This is a genomic window from Mediterraneibacter catenae, from assembly GCF_008691045.1.
GTDB classification, from domain to species: domain Bacteria; phylum Bacillota; class Clostridia; order Lachnospirales; family Lachnospiraceae; genus Mediterraneibacter; species Mediterraneibacter ornithocaccae.
Genome location: NZ_VMSO01000026.1, coordinates 1 through 21,260, shown reverse-complemented (window position 1 = coordinate 21,260; position 21,260 = coordinate 1). Strand labels below are relative to the sequence as shown.

The 21,260-nt window shown below is 48.9% G+C and carries 11 protein-coding genes, 1 other RNA gene and 1 other annotated feature; of the genes, 10 read left to right on the top strand and 2 right to left on the bottom strand.

Annotation, left to right across the window (positions count from 1 at the left end):
• Positions 1-100: 100 nt before the first annotated feature.
• Together FNY66_RS13705 and FNY66_RS13700 are read right to left on the bottom strand one after the other, a co-directional pair.
• Complete coding sequence (locus FNY66_RS13705; protein WP_150311503.1) at positions 101-2,512, bottom strand: GH36-type glycosyl hydrolase domain-containing protein; 2,412 nt, start codon at positions 2,510-2,512, stop codon at positions 101-103.
• 28 nt (positions 2,513-2,540) lie between these two features.
• Complete coding sequence (locus FNY66_RS13700) at positions 2,541-5,240, bottom strand: GH36-type glycosyl hydrolase domain-containing protein (RefSeq protein ID WP_150311502.1); 2,700 nt, start codon at positions 5,238-5,240, stop codon at positions 2,541-2,543.
• Positions 5,241-5,498: 258 nt separating this feature from the next.
• Here FNY66_RS13700 and FNY66_RS13695 point away from each other — a divergent pair, with 258 nt between their 5' ends.
• From FNY66_RS13695 to queA, 10 genes are all read left to right on the top strand, one after another.
• Positions 5,499-6,887 carry a carbohydrate ABC transporter substrate-binding protein gene (locus FNY66_RS13695; protein WP_150311501.1) on the top strand — a complete coding sequence of 463 codons (1,389 nt, stop codon included), beginning with the start codon at positions 5,499-5,501 and terminating at the stop codon, positions 6,885-6,887.
• 70 nt (positions 6,888-6,957) lie between these two features.
• Positions 6,958-7,920 (top strand): carbohydrate ABC transporter permease, encoded by a 963-nt coding sequence (locus FNY66_RS13690; RefSeq protein WP_150311500.1) that lies wholly within the window; start codon positions 6,958-6,960, stop codon positions 7,918-7,920.
• A 3-nt stretch (positions 7,921-7,923) separates the two neighbouring features.
• A complete protein-coding gene (locus FNY66_RS13685) occupies positions 7,924-8,769 on the top strand; it encodes a carbohydrate ABC transporter permease (RefSeq protein WP_150311499.1) in 846 nt (281 codons plus the stop codon).
• Positions 8,770-8,890: 121 nt separating this feature from the next.
• Entirely contained in the window at positions 8,891-11,344 is a 2,454-nt protein-coding gene (locus FNY66_RS13680) for a beta-glucosidase (protein WP_150311498.1), read from the top strand.
• A complete protein-coding gene (locus FNY66_RS13675) occupies positions 11,341-14,796 on the top strand; it encodes a carbohydrate binding domain-containing protein (RefSeq protein ID WP_150311497.1) in 3,456 nt (1,151 codons plus the stop codon). Before FNY66_RS13680 ends, FNY66_RS13675 begins: the two co-directional genes overlap by 4 nt.
• 98 nt (positions 14,797-14,894) lie before the next feature.
• Positions 14,895-15,073: non-coding RNA, 6S RNA (gene ssrS, locus FNY66_RS13670), on the top strand.
• Between the two features lie 97 nt (positions 15,074-15,170).
• Positions 15,171-16,040, top strand: a complete 870-nt coding sequence (locus tag FNY66_RS13665; protein ID WP_087151780.1) for a YihY/virulence factor BrkB family protein — start codon at positions 15,171-15,173, stop codon at positions 16,038-16,040.
• Between the two features lie 208 nt (positions 16,041-16,248).
• Positions 16,249-16,469: a binding site (T-box leader), on the top strand.
• An 85-nt stretch (positions 16,470-16,554) separates the two neighbouring features.
• Positions 16,555-17,592 (top strand): phenylalanine--tRNA ligase subunit alpha, encoded by a 1,038-nt coding sequence (locus FNY66_RS13660; RefSeq protein ID WP_087151762.1) that lies wholly within the window; start codon positions 16,555-16,557, stop codon positions 17,590-17,592.
• Between the two features lie 11 nt (positions 17,593-17,603).
• A complete protein-coding gene (pheT, locus tag FNY66_RS13655) occupies positions 17,604-20,048 on the top strand; it encodes a phenylalanine--tRNA ligase subunit beta (RefSeq protein ID WP_150311496.1) in 2,445 nt (814 codons plus the stop codon).
• Positions 20,049-20,124: 76 nt separating this feature from the next.
• Positions 20,125-21,150, top strand: coding sequence for a tRNA preQ1(34) S-adenosylmethionine ribosyltransferase-isomerase QueA (queA, locus tag FNY66_RS13650; RefSeq protein ID WP_150311495.1), 1,026 nt, complete (start codon positions 20,125-20,127; stop codon positions 21,148-21,150).
• The last annotated feature ends 110 nt before the right edge of the window (positions 21,151-21,260 follow it).

The following is a 21,260-nucleotide window of genomic DNA, read 5'->3' as shown; positions in this document are numbered from 1 at the left end:
CTTTGCCGTGAGCAGACAGGGACGCTGTGTCAGACGGATAGGGAAAATGCTTTTCCTCTGTCCGGTCAACACGGCGTCCCTGTCTGTTCTATCCGAAAGGTTACAGTGTCAGGAGAATTTCGTTTTCTTCTTTGAGCAGTCCTTCCGGTATATAATTATCAGGAAGTTCTTTCCCGTTCAGGCTCATGCTCCGGCAGCCGGATTCCCGGTGATCCGGGTTCTCGACCCTGATATGGAGATGTTTTCCCCGGAAATCTTTGTCAATTTCAAAGGAATCCCAGCTCTCGGGGACAGCCGGCGCGATCCGGATCCCTTCCAGATCCGGCCGGAGTCCGAGGATTCCCTCTACGCAGCCGACCATCACGGTGGAGGCGGTTCCCGTCAGCCAGTGTACGTGGGAGCGGCCGAAATGGCTGCTTGCCGGTCCTTCGGTAAACTGACCGTAACAGTATGGCTCAAGCCGGCGGATCTCTGCCCTGTCATTCTGTGCGGCAGGCGCATTCTCTGTAAAATATCCGAATGCACGGTTGCCATGGCCGCTGAGAGCTTCCGCGAGGATCAGCCAGCCCTGCGACTGGGAGAAAATGCCGGAGTTTTCTTTTGTCCCCTGATTGTAGATCACGGCAAGCGCACCGTCAAATGCGTGCTCATGGTAAGGCGGATCCATCAGGACGGCGCCGTATGCCGTGTTAAGTCTCTGATATACATTTTCCAGTGCGGCATCAGCCTGCTCTCTGGATGCCAGTCCGCTGATGACAGCCCAGCTCTGGGGATTCAGCCAGAGGTTTGCCTCCGGATCTGCTGCCGCGCCGATGCGTTCGCCCTTCTCGGTATAGCCGCGGATAAAACGGTCGTTATCCCAGCAGAGTTTCTGGATCTTCTGTCCGGTTTCTTCCTGCTTTTCTTCAAGATAGCGGACATATCCGCTGTCCTGTTTGTAGACGGCAAATTTCTTCAATATTGTCATTGCATAATAAAACTGTAGTGCGACAAAGGAGGATTCGCCCTCTGCGCCGAGACGGAGACAATCATTCCAGTCCGCATACAATCCAGCAGGCAGGCCGTGAGGACCGAGGTGGTCGAAGGAAAACTGCACGGCACGTTTCAGATGCTCATAAACAGTCCCTTCGCCTTTGTTGGCAAACGGGATGACTTCATCGAGAAATGCTGTATTGCCGGTCTCCGCGATATATTTGTAAACAGTCGGGAACAGCCAGAGGGCGTCGTCTGCGCGATAGGCTGGATGCCCGGTCTCCTGTACATAGGAGGCGTCGTCCGGCGTGTCTTCATGCCCCGGGTTGTGGGTGAATTTTACAAGCGGAAGCCCGCCGCCGTTATCTACCTGTGCCGAGAGCATAAAACGGATCTTCTCACACGCCATTTCAGGCGCGAGGTGGATGATCCCCTGGATATCCTGTACTGTATCGCGGTAGCCGTAGCCGTTGCGAAGCCCGCAGTAAACAAAGGACGCGGCTCTTGACCATACAAAAGTGATAAAGCAGTTATATGCGTTCCATGTATTGATCATCGTGTTAAAGGCGTGATCCGGGGTATTGATCTTAAGGTGGTCCAGTTTTGCATACCAGTCGGCTTTCAGCGCATTGATCTCCTGTCTGACCTGTCCGGCTGGATCTGTATAGGAGTCTGTTATGGCTGCGGCTTCTGCCGAGGATTTCATGCCGAGAAGGAAGAGCACGGTCCTGGATTCGCCGGGATCCAGAGTGACTTTGTAGGAGAGGGCGCCGCAGGAATTCTCATTGTAGCTTGTGATATTGCCAAGATCACCAGAGATCACGCCCTGCGGATTGCCATATCCGTGGTATTTCCCGAGAAATGCATCCTTGTCTCCGCAGTAGGAGGAGACTTCTCCGCCCGCAAGAGCGAAGAAACGCTCGGTCACTTTCTTGTCATCCACTTCTTCGTCCTCCCGGAGCGCGTCAAGATTGCCGTGGATCTGCTGGATGATCCGGTTCTTTTCAAATAAGGTGCGGGTGATGAACAGGGAATACTGGAGGTTTACCTGGTCCTGTTCATAATTGCTGTGGTTTGTGAATTCCGCATATCCGGTAAGAGTAAGGTCCCGTACACGATCCGATCGATTGGTCACGGTAAGCGCCCACACTTCGTAAGATTTCCCGAGAGGCACATAGTAATCAGCCTCAGAGTGTATTCCGCTGTAGTCTGCAAGCATTCTTGTATACCCCATGCCGTGGCAGCATTTGCTCTGATATTGTCCGAGCTCTTTTCCTACCGGCTGCCAGGAAGCGGACCAGTAGTCCCCGGATGCATTATCACGGATATAGATATAGCGTCCCGGCTGATCAAACTGATTGAAGATGTAGCGGAGGATGCGGCCGTTTGCCCCTGATCTTGCAAAGCTGTAGCCGCCTGCATTGTTGGAGATGATCGCGCCGTATTCCGGAGAACCAAGATAATTTACCCACGGGGAAGGCGTATCCGGATGATCGATCACATATTCCCGTTCTTTATCGTCAAAATATCCATATTTCATAATCTTATTCCTGTCCTTTCAGTTGATTTTAGTTGAGAGTAACGGTCACGCGGAGATGATCTCCGGAAAAGCCGTCAAGTACCTTTCGGGGAAGCACAGCGTATCCGGCGCTGTCTGTCTGAAGCCGATATCCTTCACAGGCTGCGGAGGATATCGTATATTCCCCGCTGTCTTTGTGTTCCGGGTTCTCGTAGATCACCTCAAGCTGTTTCCCGGCAAAGACAAGGCTGACAGATGCTTTCCCCTGACTGTCAAACTGTTCGCCCATCAGCCTGGGGGCGAAAATGAGATCGCCGGCTTCGCCCCGGACGCCGAAGACCTGAGTGATCATTGTCAGCATAAACCAGCTTGCGGCTCCGGTGAGATAGTGGTACATTCCGCGCCCGTCCGAGCGGAAATACTCCGGGATCCCCGGATAGATCCGGCTTGTATCAAAGTCCAGCGCAGTTTCGGCAAGCGTCTTCAGCGCTTTCCAGCCTTCTTTTGCAAAGCCGCGGCGGTACAGGGCGTTGGCATACATCACGGTCATATGTGAGAATACGGCTCCGTTTTCCTTTTCACCGTATGCAAAGCCGAACATACGGCCCATATCGAATTTAAGTTCATGGAAGTCCGTGTTCAGGCGATAACCGCCGATCTCTTTCCGGTAGAGATAATGGTCTGCACTGGCTGTGATCCTGCGGATCTGCTCATCGGAAGCCACATTTCCCATAATGGAAAAAACCTGGCCTGTGAGCATCATGCGCACTTCGTTGGGAAAGAATCCTTCCACCGCGCGTCCGTGGTTATCGTAGTAGCTGTTAAACCATCCCTCGTCGGCTCCTCCGTCGATCCATTCCTGTTCCCGGAGATAACCTGTGAGCCAGCCGGCTCTGCGCTCCAGATCATCCGCCAGTACGGACAGAGAAATGGAGAAGTGCCCGCCGCTGATTTGGTGCCGGCAGCTTTGGGTGTAGTCTGCCAGAAGCGCATTTTTGGCGTCAGGATCTTCGAATAAACCGGCATCTCCATTCAGAAGGATTTGAAGCTCCTCTGGCAGAACAGCTTCTTTTTCGCCGGAACGGCTCTCAAGAAGCCGGATCATTGAGGCGAGCTCCCGCAGGTTCCCGGCGTAGGCGCAGGTGAAAGCAACACTCTCGCCGCGCTCAGACGCCATATCCAGGGCGTCGTTCCAGTCAGCCCCGCGCAGGCGGTAAATATTGTGGCTGCCGACCTCGTAGAAAGCGGTCAGCTGCTGAACAAGAAGATGCTCCAGAATACTTCCGGTATAAATCTCGCCGTCTTTTGTCCTGAGCAGGCTGCCCTGCCCCGCGTCCCACTGCTCATCGTTCTGCGTTCCCCGACACGTCTGCGCGTCTTTAAAATAAGGAACCTTCCTGTTCAGGATCTCCACATCGCCGGTCTGATCGATATAGAGTTTGGTTGTCATCTGAGGCCAGAGAGCGTGATCCATCCATACACGTGCGATCCCGTTGCGGTCCGCGATAAAGTTGCCGTCGCCCTCTCCGATGATTGTGGCGTTGGTGCCGTCGATCCGCACCCCGCCGAAGTTTTTCTCGATCATCTGTCCTACACCGTCCGGATCCATGAGAAGAAGAGAGAGGCAGTCCTGCCAGAGATCGCGCCATCCCCGGCCGCCTCTTCCGTAATCGTGATGGGGCAGGAAGGAACAGCCGAACAGCCGTCTGAGAAAAGGCTGGAAGCAGATCCATTTCATCAGACGGTCAAAATCAGCGTCGCCGGTATGAAATCCGGTGTTGACTTTCTCCCTCCACCAGGATTTTGTCTCGTCGAGAGCCTTCTTTACTTTATCCGGCGTATTGTATTTCTCATAAATCTGAGAGATGGATTCTCTGTTGTCTTCCGCACCCAGGATCAGGATGTAATCCGCCTCCTCCCCGGGGGCAAGATGTACTTCCGGGAAACGGAAAGCGCCCATCGCTTCTCTGCCGGCGGCAAAAGAACCGGACGGCACGCCGGTACGGCGCTCGCAGACGGCGCGCGGGTGCGTATAGGTTCCGCCTTCTCCCAGAAATTCCTCTACAGTGGGGAAGAAACTTTCCGGAGCTTCACCGGCGCCGCTGCATCCGTATACATAGTAGATCATAGAGTTGGGACGGTGCCCGCGCTCGTCAAAGGACATTGTCGGGCGGACAAGGACCCCGTGGGATTCCGTGCGGATGCGGTGGAGCATGGAAGTTACATTCCTGTGATCCCGTATATTGTCGGCGCTCCGCCCGTAGACAGGAACTGCGGCGAAGGGAATCAGGACCTTTGCGCTGTCTGACAGATTGCGGACTGTAATATACATGATCTCCGCATTGTCATTCACAGGTATAAAGGAAGTAACGACAGTTCGGACAGACTGGCTTTTGGAGATTCTTTCCATTGAATGCCACATGAATCCCGCCGTGATCCTGCTGTCGTCCTGAAGCTCCGTAAACCGGGATGCTTCCTGTTGTGCAGACGCTCCGGATGCGGAGAATATTTCTCCTGTATCAGATACCAGCCAGAAGTTTCTGACTGAGCGGTTATTGTGAAGGTTTTCGGCGCTGACCGGTTCAAGGAGAAAAGTTTCCTGATCGATTTTTGCGTCCCCGCCGAGATTGGGAGTGACGGAACTTTTCAGGCCTTTCTCTGACGCCAGCGGGAAATAGAGATAGCTTGTATTTTCCGGCTGTTCTATAGAAAAACTGCCATGTTCGTCTGTAAACTGCAGATGTTTCATATTAAGTCTCCTTTCACTTCGTATATTTCTTACTTATGGGCATTATATAAGAATCTCGTCAGGGCAAAAATCAGAAAGAAAACTAAAAATATCAGAATCATGACATAAAATAAAAAAATGACGAAAACGGGTCATGAATCTGATATTTTTTTGTGATTCATAATATATCGTCCGGCAGGAATGGGTTATAATTCCACTATCACAGGCGGACAGAAGAACCGCCGGATAATAAATTTATTATACGAGGAGGAATGAACAATGAAAAAGAGAGTAGTTGCCGTGATGATGGCAGCAGTCACTGCGGCAGGCCTGCTGGCCGGATGCGGCGGCGGACAGGGAACTGATTCCGGATCCGGAGATGCACAGAGCACGGAGGAAGGTAAAGTCATTAATATCTACAGCTGGAATGATGAATTCCGCACCCGTCTGGAAGCTGTCTACCCGGAAGTTGAGAGCACTTCCGATGACGGAACAGTGACCACATTGAAAGACGGAACAGAGATCCACTGGGTGATCAATCCGAACCAGGATGGCGTTTATCAGCAGAAGCTTGACGAGGCACTTATGAATCAGGCGGATGCAGCAGCAGATGACAAGATCGATATCTTCTTATCTGAAACAGATTACGTTTACAAATATACGGACGCAGATGCAGATGTAGCTATGCCGCTTACTGATCTTGGAATCGACCTGGATACAGATCTTGCAGATCAGTATGATTTTACTAAAACAACGGCTTCCGATCAGGACGGCGTCCAGAGAGGTTCAACATGGCAGTGTTGCCCGGGAGTACTTGTATACCGCAGGGATATCGCAAAGGATGTGTTCGGTACAGATGATCCGACAGCAGTCGGTGAAAAAGTCAAGGACTGGGATACCCTGAAAGCGACAGCTGAGGAGCTGAAATCAAAAGGATATTATACATTCTCATCCTATGCAGATACATTCCGTGTGTACGGTAACAATATCAGCGAACCATGGGTGACTACCGGAGAGACAACGGTCAAGGTAGATCAGAAGATCATGGACTGGATAGAAAGTTCAAAAGAATGGCTTGACGCAGGCTATCTGGACAAGACTGTAAAGGGGCAGTTTAATGACGACTGGAACAAAGCGATGGGATCTTCATCAAAGGTGTTTGCATTCCTGCTTCCGCCGTGGGGAATTGACTTTACCCTCAGTCCGAACTGGGATGGAGACACAGGCGCATGGGCTGTTACAAATCCTCCGCAGGAATATAACTGGGGCGGTTCATACATCCATGCGGCGACAGGCACGGATAATCCTGAACATGTAAAAGATATTATTCTTGCAATGACGGCAGAAAAAGATACACTGCTCAAAATTTCCCAGGATTATCTTGACTTTACGAATACGGTAAGCGGTATGGAGGAGGCCGCTGCAGATGATGCATATGCATCTGATTTCCTAGGAGGTCAGAACGCTTATGAGTATTATGCTCCTGTTGCAGAGAATATCCAGATCGCTCCGCTTTCTTCCTATGATCAGGGATGTGTGGAACTGATCCAGAATGCTTTCAGCGATTACTTCCAGGGGAACGTAGATTTTGATAAGGCAAAATCAAACTTTGAAACAGCGATAAAAGAACGTTATCCGGATATTACAGAGGTTCAGTGGCCGGAGTAATGTATCGAGCGGGCTGCCGCGCTGGAAAAAGCTCTGCGCGGCAGCCTGAAACAGAAAGGAACGATAGTTTATGAAAAAAAAGCGCAAAAGCGTCAGTTATGCTAAGTGGGGATACATTTTTATCCTTCCGTTTTTTATATGCTTTTTTATTTTTTCTCTGATTCCTCTGGTTGATACGATCAGATACAGCTTCTTTGAGTATTACCGGTCAGGAATCAAAGAAATCGGCCCTAATTTCGTAGGAATGCAGAACTATATCAGCCTGCTCGGCTCGGATATGCTGAAATATGCCGGCAATACTCTGATATTGTGGGTTATCGGCTTTATCCCCCAGATCGTGGTGGCGCTGCTCCTTGCAAACTGGTTTACTGATATCCGGCTTAAAATCCGTGGCAAACAGTTTTTCAAGGTGGTAATTTATCTGCCAAACCTGATCATGGCGTCAGCATTCGCAATGCTGTTCTTTGCGATGTTCTCGACAAATGGTCCGATCAATTCAATCCTGACATCTTTGGGATGGATCAGCGAGCCAATCGATTTCCTTGGTTCTGTATTTGGAACAAGATCACTGGTCGGCCTGATGAACTTCCTGATGTGGTTTGGTAACACGACAATCATGCTTATGGCGGCTATCATGGGAATCAGTCAGGATATATTTGAAGCTTGTGAGCTGGACGGATGCACCAGCGTTAAACGGTTCTTCTATATCACACTTCCGCTGATCCGGCCGATCCTTGCATACACACTGATCACATCCATTATCGGTGGCCTGCAGATGTTTGATGTACCGCAGATCCTGACAAACGGGCAGGGTAATCCGGACCGTACGTCCATGACGCTTATCATGTTCCTGAACAGCCATCTGGAGAGCAGAAACTACGGTATGGCGGGCGCCTTGTCTGTATATCTGTTTATCGTAAGCGGTATCCTGTGCTTCTTTGTATACAGGATGACGAATGGAAATAACGATGACGGCTATGGCTCGAAAGCGGCGAAACGGAAACTTAAAGAAGCGCGGAAGGGGAGGAGATAGGTTATGAAGTCGAAAAAGACAAGACACGGCCAGACAATACTGGCTTATGTGGTACTGATACTGTTGTCATTTTTATGCCTGTTCTTCTTTTATATCCTGATCGTAAATGCGACGCGCTCCCATGCGGATCTGCAGAAAGGATTTTCGGCGATCCCGGGAACCTATTTTCTGGAAAATCTGAAGAACGTTGCGAATGACGGAAGTTTCCCGATGTTCCGGGGGATTCTCAACAGTCTGATCGTATCGTCATGTTCAGCGGCTCTGTGTACATATTTTTCATCGCTGACGGCGTATGGTCTGTATGCGTATGATTTCAAGATAAAGAAAGCAGCATTTACGTTTATCATGGCAATACTTGTCATGCCGACACAGGTGACAGCGATGGGATTCCTGCGGTTGATCACCAATATGGGTATGTATGATTCGCTCCTTCCGCTCATCATACCGTCTATCGCTTCTCCGGCTGTATTCTATTTTATGTACAGTTATCTGCAGTCATCCCTTCCGCTGTCTCTCGTAGAAGCGGCAAGGATTGACGGATCTGGAGAATTCAGGACATTCAACCGGATCGTGCTCCCGATTATGAAGCCGGCGATCGCGGTGCAGGCAATCTTCTCGTTTGTAGGATCATGGAATAATTACTTCGTTCCTGCGTTGGTGATCCAGTCCAAGGACAAGATGACAGTTCCGATTTTGATCGCAACGCTTCGAGGTGCAGACTACATGAACTTTGATATGGGAAAAATTTATATGATGATCACGGTAGCGATCGTACCGATCATTATCGTATATCTGCTTCTCTCAAAATACATTATAGCGGGTGTAACACTCGGCGGTGTAAAGGAATAGAGAAACAGAACTGAACTGAGAAACCGCCATAGGGCAATCCTTTCAGAATATGCAGGAGAACGCTATGGCGGTTTCTTTATACCATGACTGAAAAATTGATGACAGATAAAGAGGTATGAAGATGAAAAAATGGGCACACAGCGGCAGCCTGAAACAGGGGCTGTCTCATCGCGAAGAAAAACACAGAACTCTGGCGAGAAGAGCGGCGGCAGAAGGAATTGTGCTTCTTAAAAATGAGGGGGTGCTTCCGCTGAAGACTTCTGATCCCATCGCCCTGTTCGGCAGCGGTGCAGAGAAGACAGTAAAAGGCGGCATCGGATCAGGCGATGTCAATAACAGGGAAAGCATCTCTGTTTACAGAGGAATAAAAGAAGTCGGAGTATCCGTTACAAACGAAGACTGGATTCAGGATTATGATAAACGTTATAAAGAAGCCAGAGAAGAATGGAAGGAAAAGATACTGGAGGATGCACGTCATGTACAGAATCCATTTGATGCCTATGCGGCAAATCCGTTTGCTCTTCCGGACGGACGCAGTATCACAGAGTCAGACCTGGAAGGAGCCGCAGCGGCGGTTTATGTGATTAGCCGGATTTCTGGAGAAGGGAAAGACCGCCGCCTTGAAAAGGGAGATTATTACCTGAGCGGTCGAGAACGGGAGGATATATTGTATCTCAACAGGTTTCATATTCCTCTGATCCTGATTCTGAACTCCGGAGGCCCGGTTGAGCTTACAGATATCCTTCAGGAAGCGGAGAATATCCGTGCAGTTCTGAATATCTCCCAGCCGGGGCAGGAAGGTGGACACGCTGTTGCGGATATTCTCTTCGGCAGGGCAGTGCCGGAAGGAAAACTGACGGCAACATGGGCCCGGCGGTATGAGGATTACCCCTTCGCAGATACATACAGCTATCTCAACGGAAATCTGGAAAAAGAAGAGTACAGGGAAGGTATCTATGTGGGATACCGTTACTTTGAAAGTTTTGGCGTAAAGCCGCTGTTCTCTTTCGGATACGGACTTTCCTATACATCGTTTAAAATGGAATTCCACGGTCTACAGACGGAGAAATCTTCGGTTCAGGCGCGGATTGCGGTCACAAATACAGGAAGAAACTATGCCGGCAGAGAAGTGGCGCAGGTATATGTATCTTTTCCTCAGGGCGGAATTGAAAAAGAGAGCCGAAGACTTGCGGGATTTGCAAAGACAGACCGTCTGATGCCCGGAGAGAGCCGGGAAGTAACTGTGGAGATCCGGCAGAAGCAGCTTGCCGTATTTTCTGAAGAACGGCAGGCATGGATCGTGGAAGCAGGAACATACGGTATATGGGTGGGGAACAGCTTGGATTCTGCTGTGCTCTCGGCTTATCTTACAGTTTCCCGGGAAGTGGTTCTGGAGAAAACGCACCGGATCTGTCCCCGGAAAGAGCCGTTTGAAGAACTGTGCCGGGATGGCTCCGGGAACAGCGAAACCAGAGAGGAGGAAGCAAAGGAAAAAGCGATACCGGTATATGAATTCGTGCCATGCAGCCAACCGGAAATCCAGTATGTATCACCGGCAGAAGAACAGTATCCTGTAGAGGATCTGATTCCGCTTCTCTACGGAAACATTACAGCGGGAGCAAGCACACTTGGTTCAGCCGGAATCCGCGTGCCCGGTTCTGCTGGGGAGACAACAGAGACATTGGAAGAGAAGTACCGGATCCGTTCTCTGATCATGGCGGATGGACCGGCGGGTTTAAGACTCAGACAGAGTTATCAGGTCGATAAGGAGACAGATTCCGTCTACGGAACCGGTGTTCTCGGATCTCTTGAAAACGGATTTTTGGAGCCAATGAAAATTCACAAAAACGCGGATACATATTATCAGTACTGTACGGCATTCCCGGTAGGCACTGCCCTGGCACAGACATGGGATCCTGAACTGCTCACTGAGTTCGGACGTGCGGTTGCGGAAGAAATGAGAGAATTCCATGTAGACCTCTGGCTGGCGCCCGGCATGAACATCCAGAGAAATCCTCTCTGCGGACGTAACTTTGAATATTTCTCGGAAGATCCGCTCCTCTCGGGAGTTCTCGCCTCCGCAGTTACCCGGGGAGTGCAGTATAAAACAGGATGCGGTGTGACGATCAAGCATTTTGCCTGCAATAATCAGGAAGATAACCGGATGGGAGTGGATGCCTGTGTTTCTGAGCGGGCGCTCCGCGAGATCTATCTGCGCGGTTTTGAGATCGCGGTAAAAGAAAGCGTCCCGGCGGCGATCATGTCTTCCTACAATCTGATCAACGGAGTACACGCGGCAAACAGCCGTGATCTTTGCACGGTCGTTGCGCGGGAAGAGTGGGGATTTCAGGGAGTGATTATGTCAGACTGGAACACGACAGTGCCGGAAGACGGAAGTATCCCGTGGAAATGTGCGGCTGCCGGAAATGATATCATTATGCCCGGGAACTGTGATGACGACGAGAATATCCGGCAGGCATATGCGCAGGGTGAGCTGACAGAGAAAGAGATCCGCGAATGTGCGGGGAGAATCATAGCATTGGTGAAAAAATTAAGTGAGGAGGTGCAGAAATGACGAAGAAAAAAAGAATAACAGTCGGGATACTTGCAGCTGTTGCTGCAGTGTTGTTGGGAAATACTACGGTAATGGCAGCAGCAAAAGCCGGGGAACCGGTATTTTCCATTGAAACAGATAAGACGGAATACAGCAGTACAGACCCGATTAATGAGACAATAAAAATATACAATGCATCGGATGATATACTGACCGATATTGAGATCAGCGGGAACATTCCGGACGGCTATCTGACGGAAGACGGAATATCAGCGCCGGAACAGTGGAAAGCACAGATTGAAAGTGTAGATGTCGGAGAAACCAGAGAAAGCACGGTCAGACTTGTGCGAAAGACATCAGGTGCAGAACAGGAGAAGCCTGATACGGAAAAGCCGCAGGGAACTGCAGGCTCTGAAGACAGCGGTCTGTCTGATCAGCAGAGCGGAGACCGGACGGGAGATACAGGAACAGTGCAGACAGGAGATACAGCCAATATAGTACCCTGGAGTATCGCAGGCGCCGCAAGTTTGTGCATTATCATTGGTGTTGTTGCTGTGGTAAGAAAGCGGAAAGGCAGGAATTTACTTTCTTTGTTGCTTGTGCTGGCAATGGCAGGAACACTTCTTCCGACATCTATGACTGCGAAAGCAGCAGAACCCGGAGAAAAGACCGCAGAAGAGAAAACGGAAGAGATTGAAAAGACGATTACGATAGACGGTGAGGAAGTTACATTGAAAGCAGTGATTACATACCAGACGGAAACTAAAGATCAGGAACAGGATACAGATCTGTCCTATGAAGGATATAATCTGAAATGGGAAGACCAGTTTGAAGGGGATTCTCTCAACCGAGACGACTGGAATGTGGAACTCCATGATCCGGGATGGGTGAATAATGAGCTCCAGTCCTATGTGGATTCACCGGAAAATATTTATATTGAGGACGGAAGCCTTGTGCTGAAACCTGTAGAGACGGTGAATGAAGACGGAAGTGTGTCTTATACTTCCGGGCGTGTAAATACACAGAATAAACATGACTTCAAATACGGACTGTTTGAAGCGAGAGTTAAGGTACCCGAAGGTCAGGGATTCCTTCCTGCATTCTGGATGATGCCGACAAATGAAAATCTGTACGGACAGTGGCCGCGGTGCGGTGAGATTGATATTATGGAAGTGCTCGGAAATGATACGGATACTTCATATGGAACTATACATTATGGAAATCCTCACAGCGAGAGTCAGGGAAGTTATACTTTAGAGGAAGGAACATTCTCAGACGAATATCATGTGTTCGACGTGGAATGGGAACCGGGGAAAATCAGCTGGTACGTTGATGGAAAACTGATTCACACAGAGGATAACTGGTATTCTGCAACAGAAGGACAGGGAGAAATTACATATCCCGCTCCGTTTGATCAGCCATTTTATATTATCCTGAATCTTGCAGTCGGCGGAAACTGGCCCGGCAATCCGGACGAGACGACAGATATTGCAAATTCGGCATATTATATTGACTATGTGAAAGTATATCAGAAAGACAGTTATGACGAAAATGTTACAAAACCAGTTGAAGAAGTCATTTTAAGAGATCCTGATGAAAATGGCAACTATGTTGTCAATGGAGATTTCTCCGAAAAAGAAGACCTGACAGATGATAAAGACTGGATATTCCTTACAACACTGGGCGGCGAAGCCGGAGCTGAGATTGGTGACAATGAAATTGCAGTAAATACTGCAAATGAGGGTACAGTGGACTACAGTGTCCAGCTTGTGCAGCCGGATCTCCCCATGAAACAGGGCGGTGTATACCAGCTTTGCTTTGATGCATATGCAGATGCGGACAGAACAATGAAAGTAGGCGTATCTGCGCCTGACAGATCTTTCCGGCGTTATCTTGAAGATACAACGATCAGCCTTACCGAGGAGAAGCAGACGTATACTCTTGATTTTACAATGACGGACAGCGATGATGCGAACGGACGTCTGGAATTCAATATGGGTGCGGCAGGGTCAACTGCAGGAATCCAGATCAGCAACGTGTCATTGAAGAAAATCGATGAGATAGAAATTACTGAAGGGGACAAGGGTATCCTTGCCGACGGAAACTATGTGTACAACGGCAGTTTCCAGGAAGGAGAAGGGCGTCTCGGATACTGGGATGTGTTAAAAAATGACGGAGCGGAAGTGAGTGTCACTAATGAGAATAATATCCGGAGACTGATGGTAAATGCTCCGGAGGGAACATCGGCGGATAATCCGGTCATTGTATCACAGAGTGACCTGGCACTGTCCGCAGGCAACACATATGCAATGAGTTTTACGGCAGAGGGAGAAGCAGGAAAGAATATCATGGTAAAAGCTGCCGGTCAGGAATACACGGCTGAGCTGACCGGCGCAGAGAGTGCATATGATTATAAACTGACGCTGGATACAGAACCCGCAGATACGAATCTTGCATTCTGTTTTGAAGAACCCGGAATATATTATGTTGACAATGTGCGTATCGAAGAGGACAGCCTGATTAAAAACGGAAGTTTTAATGCCGGATTCTCCGGATACGAACCTTATGTTGACAGCAGTATCTCATCGGATGTTACTTATGTGGTAGACAGCCTGAATGAAGACAACGCGGCTGACTTTTCGATCAACAATACGGGAGACGCTGCATGGAAGATCCAGCTGAAACAGAACAATGTGGAGCTTGAAAAGGGACAGTGGTACAGACTTTCTCTTGATGCCAAGGCAAGCATACCGAGAAAATTGATGTTTGCGATTCAGAGAGACGGCTCCGGTGATGACGACTGGACACCATATTCAGGAGAAAAAATTGTAGATCTGGAAAACGACTATAATAAATATGAGATTGTTTTCCAGATGACAGGCGAGACAGATCCGAAAGCAGTGCTGAGTATTTCCATGGGAGCTGTTGATGGAATTCAGATAACAGAAAAACACCGTGTCTGTATTGACAATATCAATCTTGAAAAGATTGATGCACCGGATATCGGTGAACAGCCGGCAGGAGAAAATCTTCTGGTAAATAGTGATTTTGCTTCTGGAAATGAAGGATGGGAAAATGCGGTTACCGCTCCGGGAGCGGCGGAGGTTTCTTTTGAGAACGGCCGTGCAGTATACAATATTACTGATGTGGGAACCGAGGACTGGAATGTACAGCTCAAACAGAACGGAATCGTTCTGGAACAGGGCGCTCACTATAAAGTTACGTTCAAGGCAAAATCTTCAGAGGCGAGGACGATCAAAGTTGCCATGCTCAGCCCCAGCTATACATGGTACGGCGGAGCGGACATAGCGCTGGAAAAAGACCAGGAAAAAGAGGTTACAGTAGATTTTACAATGAATGAGACAACAGATATGAATGCTGCCCTGGTTATATCAATGGGAGCGATTGCCGGAACAGAGACTTCCACATCAACAATCGAACTGTCAGAGTTTTCTCTGATCAGGATGGAATAGAATTCCCGCCGTGAGGGAGCCGCTCTATTGTACTGGAAAAATATTCAGTTGTAAAAACCATATATCTGGAGTATAATACTTGTAGAGTTAACAGAGAAGTTAACCTGGGATGTGCGACAACCCTGTAATTTTGAACCTACATTTGTTTAAACGGGATTCCTATATTTCTGTAATATGTCAGGCCTCCGATATGCAGTGGACGACAGAAAAGCAGATGCGGTTGCCCACCTGGCTGCGGCTAGGACTCAAAATACAGGACCGGCATTTTGGGTGAACTACTAAAGATAAAGGCGGTCGTCTTGTACGGCCGCTTTTTCCTCTTAGGAAAGCAGAGCAGATTCTGCCGGAATAAAAGAATCTTGAAGAGCTGTATTATGGAAAAGAGAAAGAAGTTAAAGAACCAGATTATCAAGTTCATAAAGACTGTGAATTCCCATCATACCGGCGCCTATGCGGCACAGGCGGCTTATTTTTTTGTGCTTTCTCTGATCCCTATTATTCTTTTGCTCCTTGCAATGGTACAGTATCTGGACCGTTTCACGGAAGTTACTCTGAATGACGTGTTAAACACTATTCTTCCGGTGTTCCCGGATTCGGTCGTCTCAACGATACAGTCTATTATTATCAGCGTTTCCATTAGCTCAGGAAGGCTGCTTCCTGTTACGGTGATCGTAGCTCTGTGGTCGGCAGGGAAGGGAGTTTTGTCTCTTACATCAGGGCTGAACTGCATTTATGCCCATATTGAGACGAGAAATTACTTTTACCTGAGGATTAGAGCGTCGGTATATACTATCCTTTTTATCGTAGCGATTGTATTTTCACTTGTGATCTCCGTATTTGGAAACAGCATCAGTGCGATGGTTTATGAGTATGTGCCGTTTTTAATTAAGATTGTTGATTTTGTAATGCGGATCAGGACACTTGTGGCGCTTGTGATACTGACGGTATTTTGGGATCTGGTGTATAAATTTCTTCCAAACAGAGCGCATATGAAGAAAACGACACTGAGAAAACAACTTCCGGGCGCAGTATTTACCGCTTTCGGATGGCAGATCCTTTCTTTTGTATTTTCTGTTTACCTGGATATTTTTACGGGATTTTCAAGTATGTACGGCAGCATGACAACAATTATACTGATTATGCTGTGGCTTTACGGATGTATGTATATCATTTTGCTTGGCGGAGAGTTGAACGCACTGCTGGAGAGAACTTTGTATAAGCAAAGAATGGAAGAAAACAGTTAACAGATACCGGGAAAAGCCGGTATGCAGCACATATCGTAACAGTTCAGTCCGCGCCATAAGCAGCGCCGCACTAATATGCCCGCTGCGGCCTTGCTCATGAAATGTTACCACATATCTGCGTGGATACAGGCTGCGGGGTTGACAAACGGAAAACCTGTGATAAAATGAATAATGATTCGGCTGCCAGACAGCTGCAATATAACAAAGAATAAAAGCTATGATCGTGTAAAGTAGAGAACCATTTTCTATCAGAGAGAGAAAATCACCGGCTGAAAGTTTTCTTTAGTTCAGATGGGGATCGAATTTCCCACGGGAGCTGTATTTCTGAAATAAGTAGGAAGTACCGTAGACTGTACGTTACACAGACTTGAGTGTCCGCATATGATGTGCGGGAAACAGGGTGGTACCGCGAACAACATCGTCCCTTGTCAGAATGACAGGAGACGATTTTTTATTTTATGGAAAATTATCTGCTTCGGCGGGCGGCTGCCTCAAATAGGAAAGGAGAAGTGTAATGAAAGATAAAATCAACGGCATTTTATCAGAAGCAAGAAACAAGATTTCTGAATCGGCGAGTGAAGGCGAATTACAGAATGTGAAGAGCGCGTATATCGGAAAGCAGGGCTCCCTGAGCCTTCTGATGAAAGAGATCCCGACGCTGGATGTGTCTCTTCGCCCTGAGATGGGAAAACTTCTGAATCAGGCAAAAAATGAGGTCAAGGAACTGATCGATGAAAAGAGGATGGAACTGAAGCTGAAGGCTTCGGAAGTATCCCCTGATTTTGACTGCTCTGTCCCGGGAATCATGCCGTCCGCGGGTGGACTTCATCCCATCACACAGATGTGCTATGACCTGAACGATGCATTCCGCTCCATGGGATTTGAGATTTTCGAGGAAGATGAGATCACAAGCGAGATGTACGCTTTTGATAAACTGAACTTCCCGCCGAACCATCCTGCCCGCGAGAGCATGGACACTTACTGGCTGGAGGGACACGACAGCGGAAGCACGAACGAAAAACTCTGTCTGCGTCCGCATCTGACAGGAGGAAGCGTCCGCTATATGCAGACACACAAACCTCCGTATCGTTTCGTATATCCGGGACGTGTGTACAGGAATGAAACTACAGATTCACACCATGAGAGGGCATTTTTCCAGTATGAAGCTCTTATCGTGGACAAAGATATTACATTTACATCGGGAAAGGTAATGATCCAGAGCATCCTGAGCAAAGTGTTCGGAAGAGATGTGCCGGTAAGAATGCGCTCCGGGTTCTTCCCCTTTGTGGAGCCGGGATTTGAGATCGACATGGAGTGTCAGGTATGCGGCGGAAAAGGCTGCAGTGTATGCAAGCATGTGGGATGGATCGAGGTAATGCCGGGAGGGTCTCCGCATCCGAACGTGCTCAGAGCAGCAGGACTGGATCCGGACGAGTACACAGGATTCTATGTAAATATCGGTCTGGACAGACTTGTTATGATGCGTTACGGTGTGGACGATGTGAGACTGTTCCACAGTGCTGATTTAAGATTCCTGAAACAGTTTAGATAAGGAGAGGGAAAATGAAGTTATCATTATCATGGATCAAGGATTATGTAAATATTCCGGAGGATGCGGATCTGAAAAAACTGGCGTACGACCTGACCATGTCCACAGTGGAAGTGGAGGACGTGGAAGATCTCGCACGCCGTTTTGACAATATGCTGGTGGGAGTCATCGAAAAGATCGAACCCCATCCCAATGCGGACAAATTAAGAGTGTGCAAGGTAGATATCGGCGGCGGAGAGATCAAGGATATCGTCTGCGGCGGCATCAACCTGAAAGAGGGGATGCGTGTCGCCGTATCCTGCCCGGGCGCGGTTGTCCGCTGGCACGGGGAAGGCGAGCCGGTAGTGATCAAAAATTCCAAACTTCGCGGAGTCGAGTCATACGGTATGATCTGCGCTTCCGATGAGATAGGGCTGGGAGAGTTGTTCCCGGCAGAGCAGGAGGCAGAGATTCTGGATTTGTCTGCTTTTGACGTACCGGCAGGTACTTCTCTTGCCGATGCGCTGGATATGAATGATATCCTCCTCGAGATTGACAACAAATCAATGACGAACAGACCGGATCTCTGGGGACATTACGGGATCGCGCGTGAGATCGCAGCACTCTATGACCTGCCTCTCAAAGAGATCAAACCTTTTGAGACAGACGTTCAGTCCGATTTCCGGGTTGAAATCGAAGCGCCGGACAGATGTACAAGATACATCGGCGTTGAGATGTCCGGCGTGAGCGTGAAGCCGTCACCGTACAAAATGCAGAACCGGATCTGGAAAGCGGGAATGCGTCCTATTAACGCGCTTGTGGATATCACGAACTATGTTATGCTTGCAGTCGGAAATCCGACGCATGCATTTGATGCGGACAACATTACAGACCACATCGTGGTAAGACATGCGTCCGAAGGAGAGAAGCTGCTTCTCTTAAACGATAACGAACTCACACTCTGCGATGACGACCTTGTGATCACGGACTCCGAGGGACCGGTTGCACTTGCAGGAGTCATGGGCGGAGCGAAGGATTCTATCCTTCCCAAGACAGAGAGGGTGATCCTGGAGGTTGCCAACTTCGAGGCTGCCGGAATCCGGCGCACGGCATTGCGCTATGATACACGTACAGAGGCGTCCTCCAGATATGAGAAAGCTATTGATCCGGAGAGATGTGATCAGGCCCTTGCCCTTTCCATGTACTATTTCAGCGAACTTTATCCGGAACTGAAGGTGACCGGATTCTGCGACAACTATGTGAAGAAACTGGAGAGAGCGCAGATCGACGTAAGTCTGACATGGCTTGAGAAGAGACTCGGAAAACATCTGACAGACAATGAAATTCGGGGCAAACTTGAGAAACTCGGGTTTGAGGTTCAGATTGACGGCGACAACATGCATGTGACCGCGCCTACATGGCGTTCTACAGGCGATATCTCCATCAAGGATGATGTGATGGAGGAAGTTGCCAGAATGTACGGGTATGACAACTTCGATGCCACAGCGTTCACGACTTCCTTTACCGGAGCGATCAACCAGAAGGATAAGAGCCTTGTCAGAAATATCAAGGAGTATCTCGCAATCCGCTGCGGCATGCAGGAAGTGTACACCTATCCGTGGATGAACGATGTATTTGTAAACGCAGTCCTTCAGAACACGGACGGAATACTGAGGCTTTCCACTCCGCCGGCACCGGAACTGGGATATATCCGTTCTTCACTGCTCCCGAACCTGTGCGAAGCGGTTGCGAAAAATGAGCGTTATTTCAATGACTTCTCCATTTTTGAGGAGGCTCAGGTATTTTTCGATAAAAATTACACATCTGTATATGACGAGACAGAATCTCTTCCGGAGCAGCGCAGGCATATCGGGGCGGCTTTCGCGAGCAGCGTGAAAGATATCAACTCGCTTTTCAGAGAGGCAAAAGGTGTTCTTGAGTATATGCCGCGCTATACGCATATGGAAGCGTATGAGTTCAGAAAAGAAGAGAAACCGGTGTGGGCAGACAACGTTGTCTGGCTCAATATCTATCTTGGAGATGAGAAGATCGGAGATATGGGACTGGTGGCAAAGAAGGTTTCTATGGAGTGCGGCATCAAGAATGTGTCCGTTATGCTGTTTGAATTAGATGCAACGAAGCTGAAGCCGCTGAAATCCAGAACGAATAAATTTACTCATCTGGCGGAGTACCCAGAGACAGATTATGACATCTCCATGCTCTTTGACGCGGATGCGTCATGGCATGATATCTATGACGCAGTCATGGGCAAGAAGAAGGCCAGCGCGCTTCTTAAGGATGCGTCCTTTGTGGATGAATACAGAGGAAAACAGATACCATCCGGAAAGAAATCCGTGACTATCAGACTGACGATCGGATCGGATGAGAAGACTCTGACGTCTCAGGAGATAGAAAATGCTGCAAATCAGGTGATGAAAAAGCTTGGCAAAAAGATGAATGCAGAGCTCAGAACACAGTAAAACAAAGTAACAGTTCAGGCGGGCCTTGTGTGGAATACATACAGGGCTCGTTTGTCGAAGGGAATAGGTTTACAGTATGAAAACAAGTGATTTTTATTATGACCTGCCTCAGGAACTGATCGCCCAGGATCCTCTGGAAGACCGTTCCGCTTCCAGACTTATGGTACTGGACAAGGAGACCGGGGAGATACAGCATCACGTGTTCCGTGATATTATCGATTATTTGAATCCGGGAGACTGTCTGGTCATCAATGACACAAAAGTCATCCCGGCAAGGCTGATAGGAGCTAAGGAGGAGACGGGGGCGAAGATTGAAGTCCTGCTCTTAAAGAGGGGCGCGGACGATGTGTGGGAGACTCTTGTAAAACCGGGACGCAAGGCAAAACCGGGCACAAGGATCAGCTTTGGCGACGGACTCCTTGTAGGCGAAGTGGTAGATATTGTGGATGAAGGAAACCGTCTGATCCATTTTGAGTACGAAGGAATCTTTGAAGAGATACTTGACCAGCTGGGACAGATGCCTCTGCCTCCGTATATCACGCATCAGCTCAAAGATAAAGACAGATATAATACGGTCTATGCGGAGCATTCCGGATCTGCCGCGGCACCGACTGCCGGGCTCCATTTTACACCGGAGCTGCTCAAAGAAATCGAGGCGAAGGACGTTGATATCGCCCGTGTTACACTCCATGTGGGTCTGGGAACATTCCGCCCGGTTAAAGTGGACGATGTGGAGAATCACCACATGCACTCCGAGTTCTATATGATAAACGAAGAGGCGGCGGAGAAGATCAACCGAGCCAAAGACGGGGACGGACGTGTGATCTGCGTGGGAACGACAAGCTGCCGGACTATCGAATCTGCCGCAGATGAGAACGGGCATCTGAAGGCATGCAGCGGATGGACGGAGATATTTATCTATCCGGGATACCGCTTTAAGGCTCTGGACTGCCTGATCACCAACTTCCATCTGCCGGAGTCTACACTCATCATGCTTGTGTCCGCACTGGCCGGAAAAGAGCACGTGCTGACAGCTTATGAGGAAGCAGTGCGGGAGAGATACCGGTTCTTCAGTTTTGGGGATGCGATGTTTATAAAATAAGTGAAAATTCCGGATTTATCGGAGTGAGAAAGAGTCCGCCGGGAGATATGTATTGTTAGCGCACACGTTTTCACTCGGTCGCGGCGTAACGGTACATAAGAGCGCAGAAG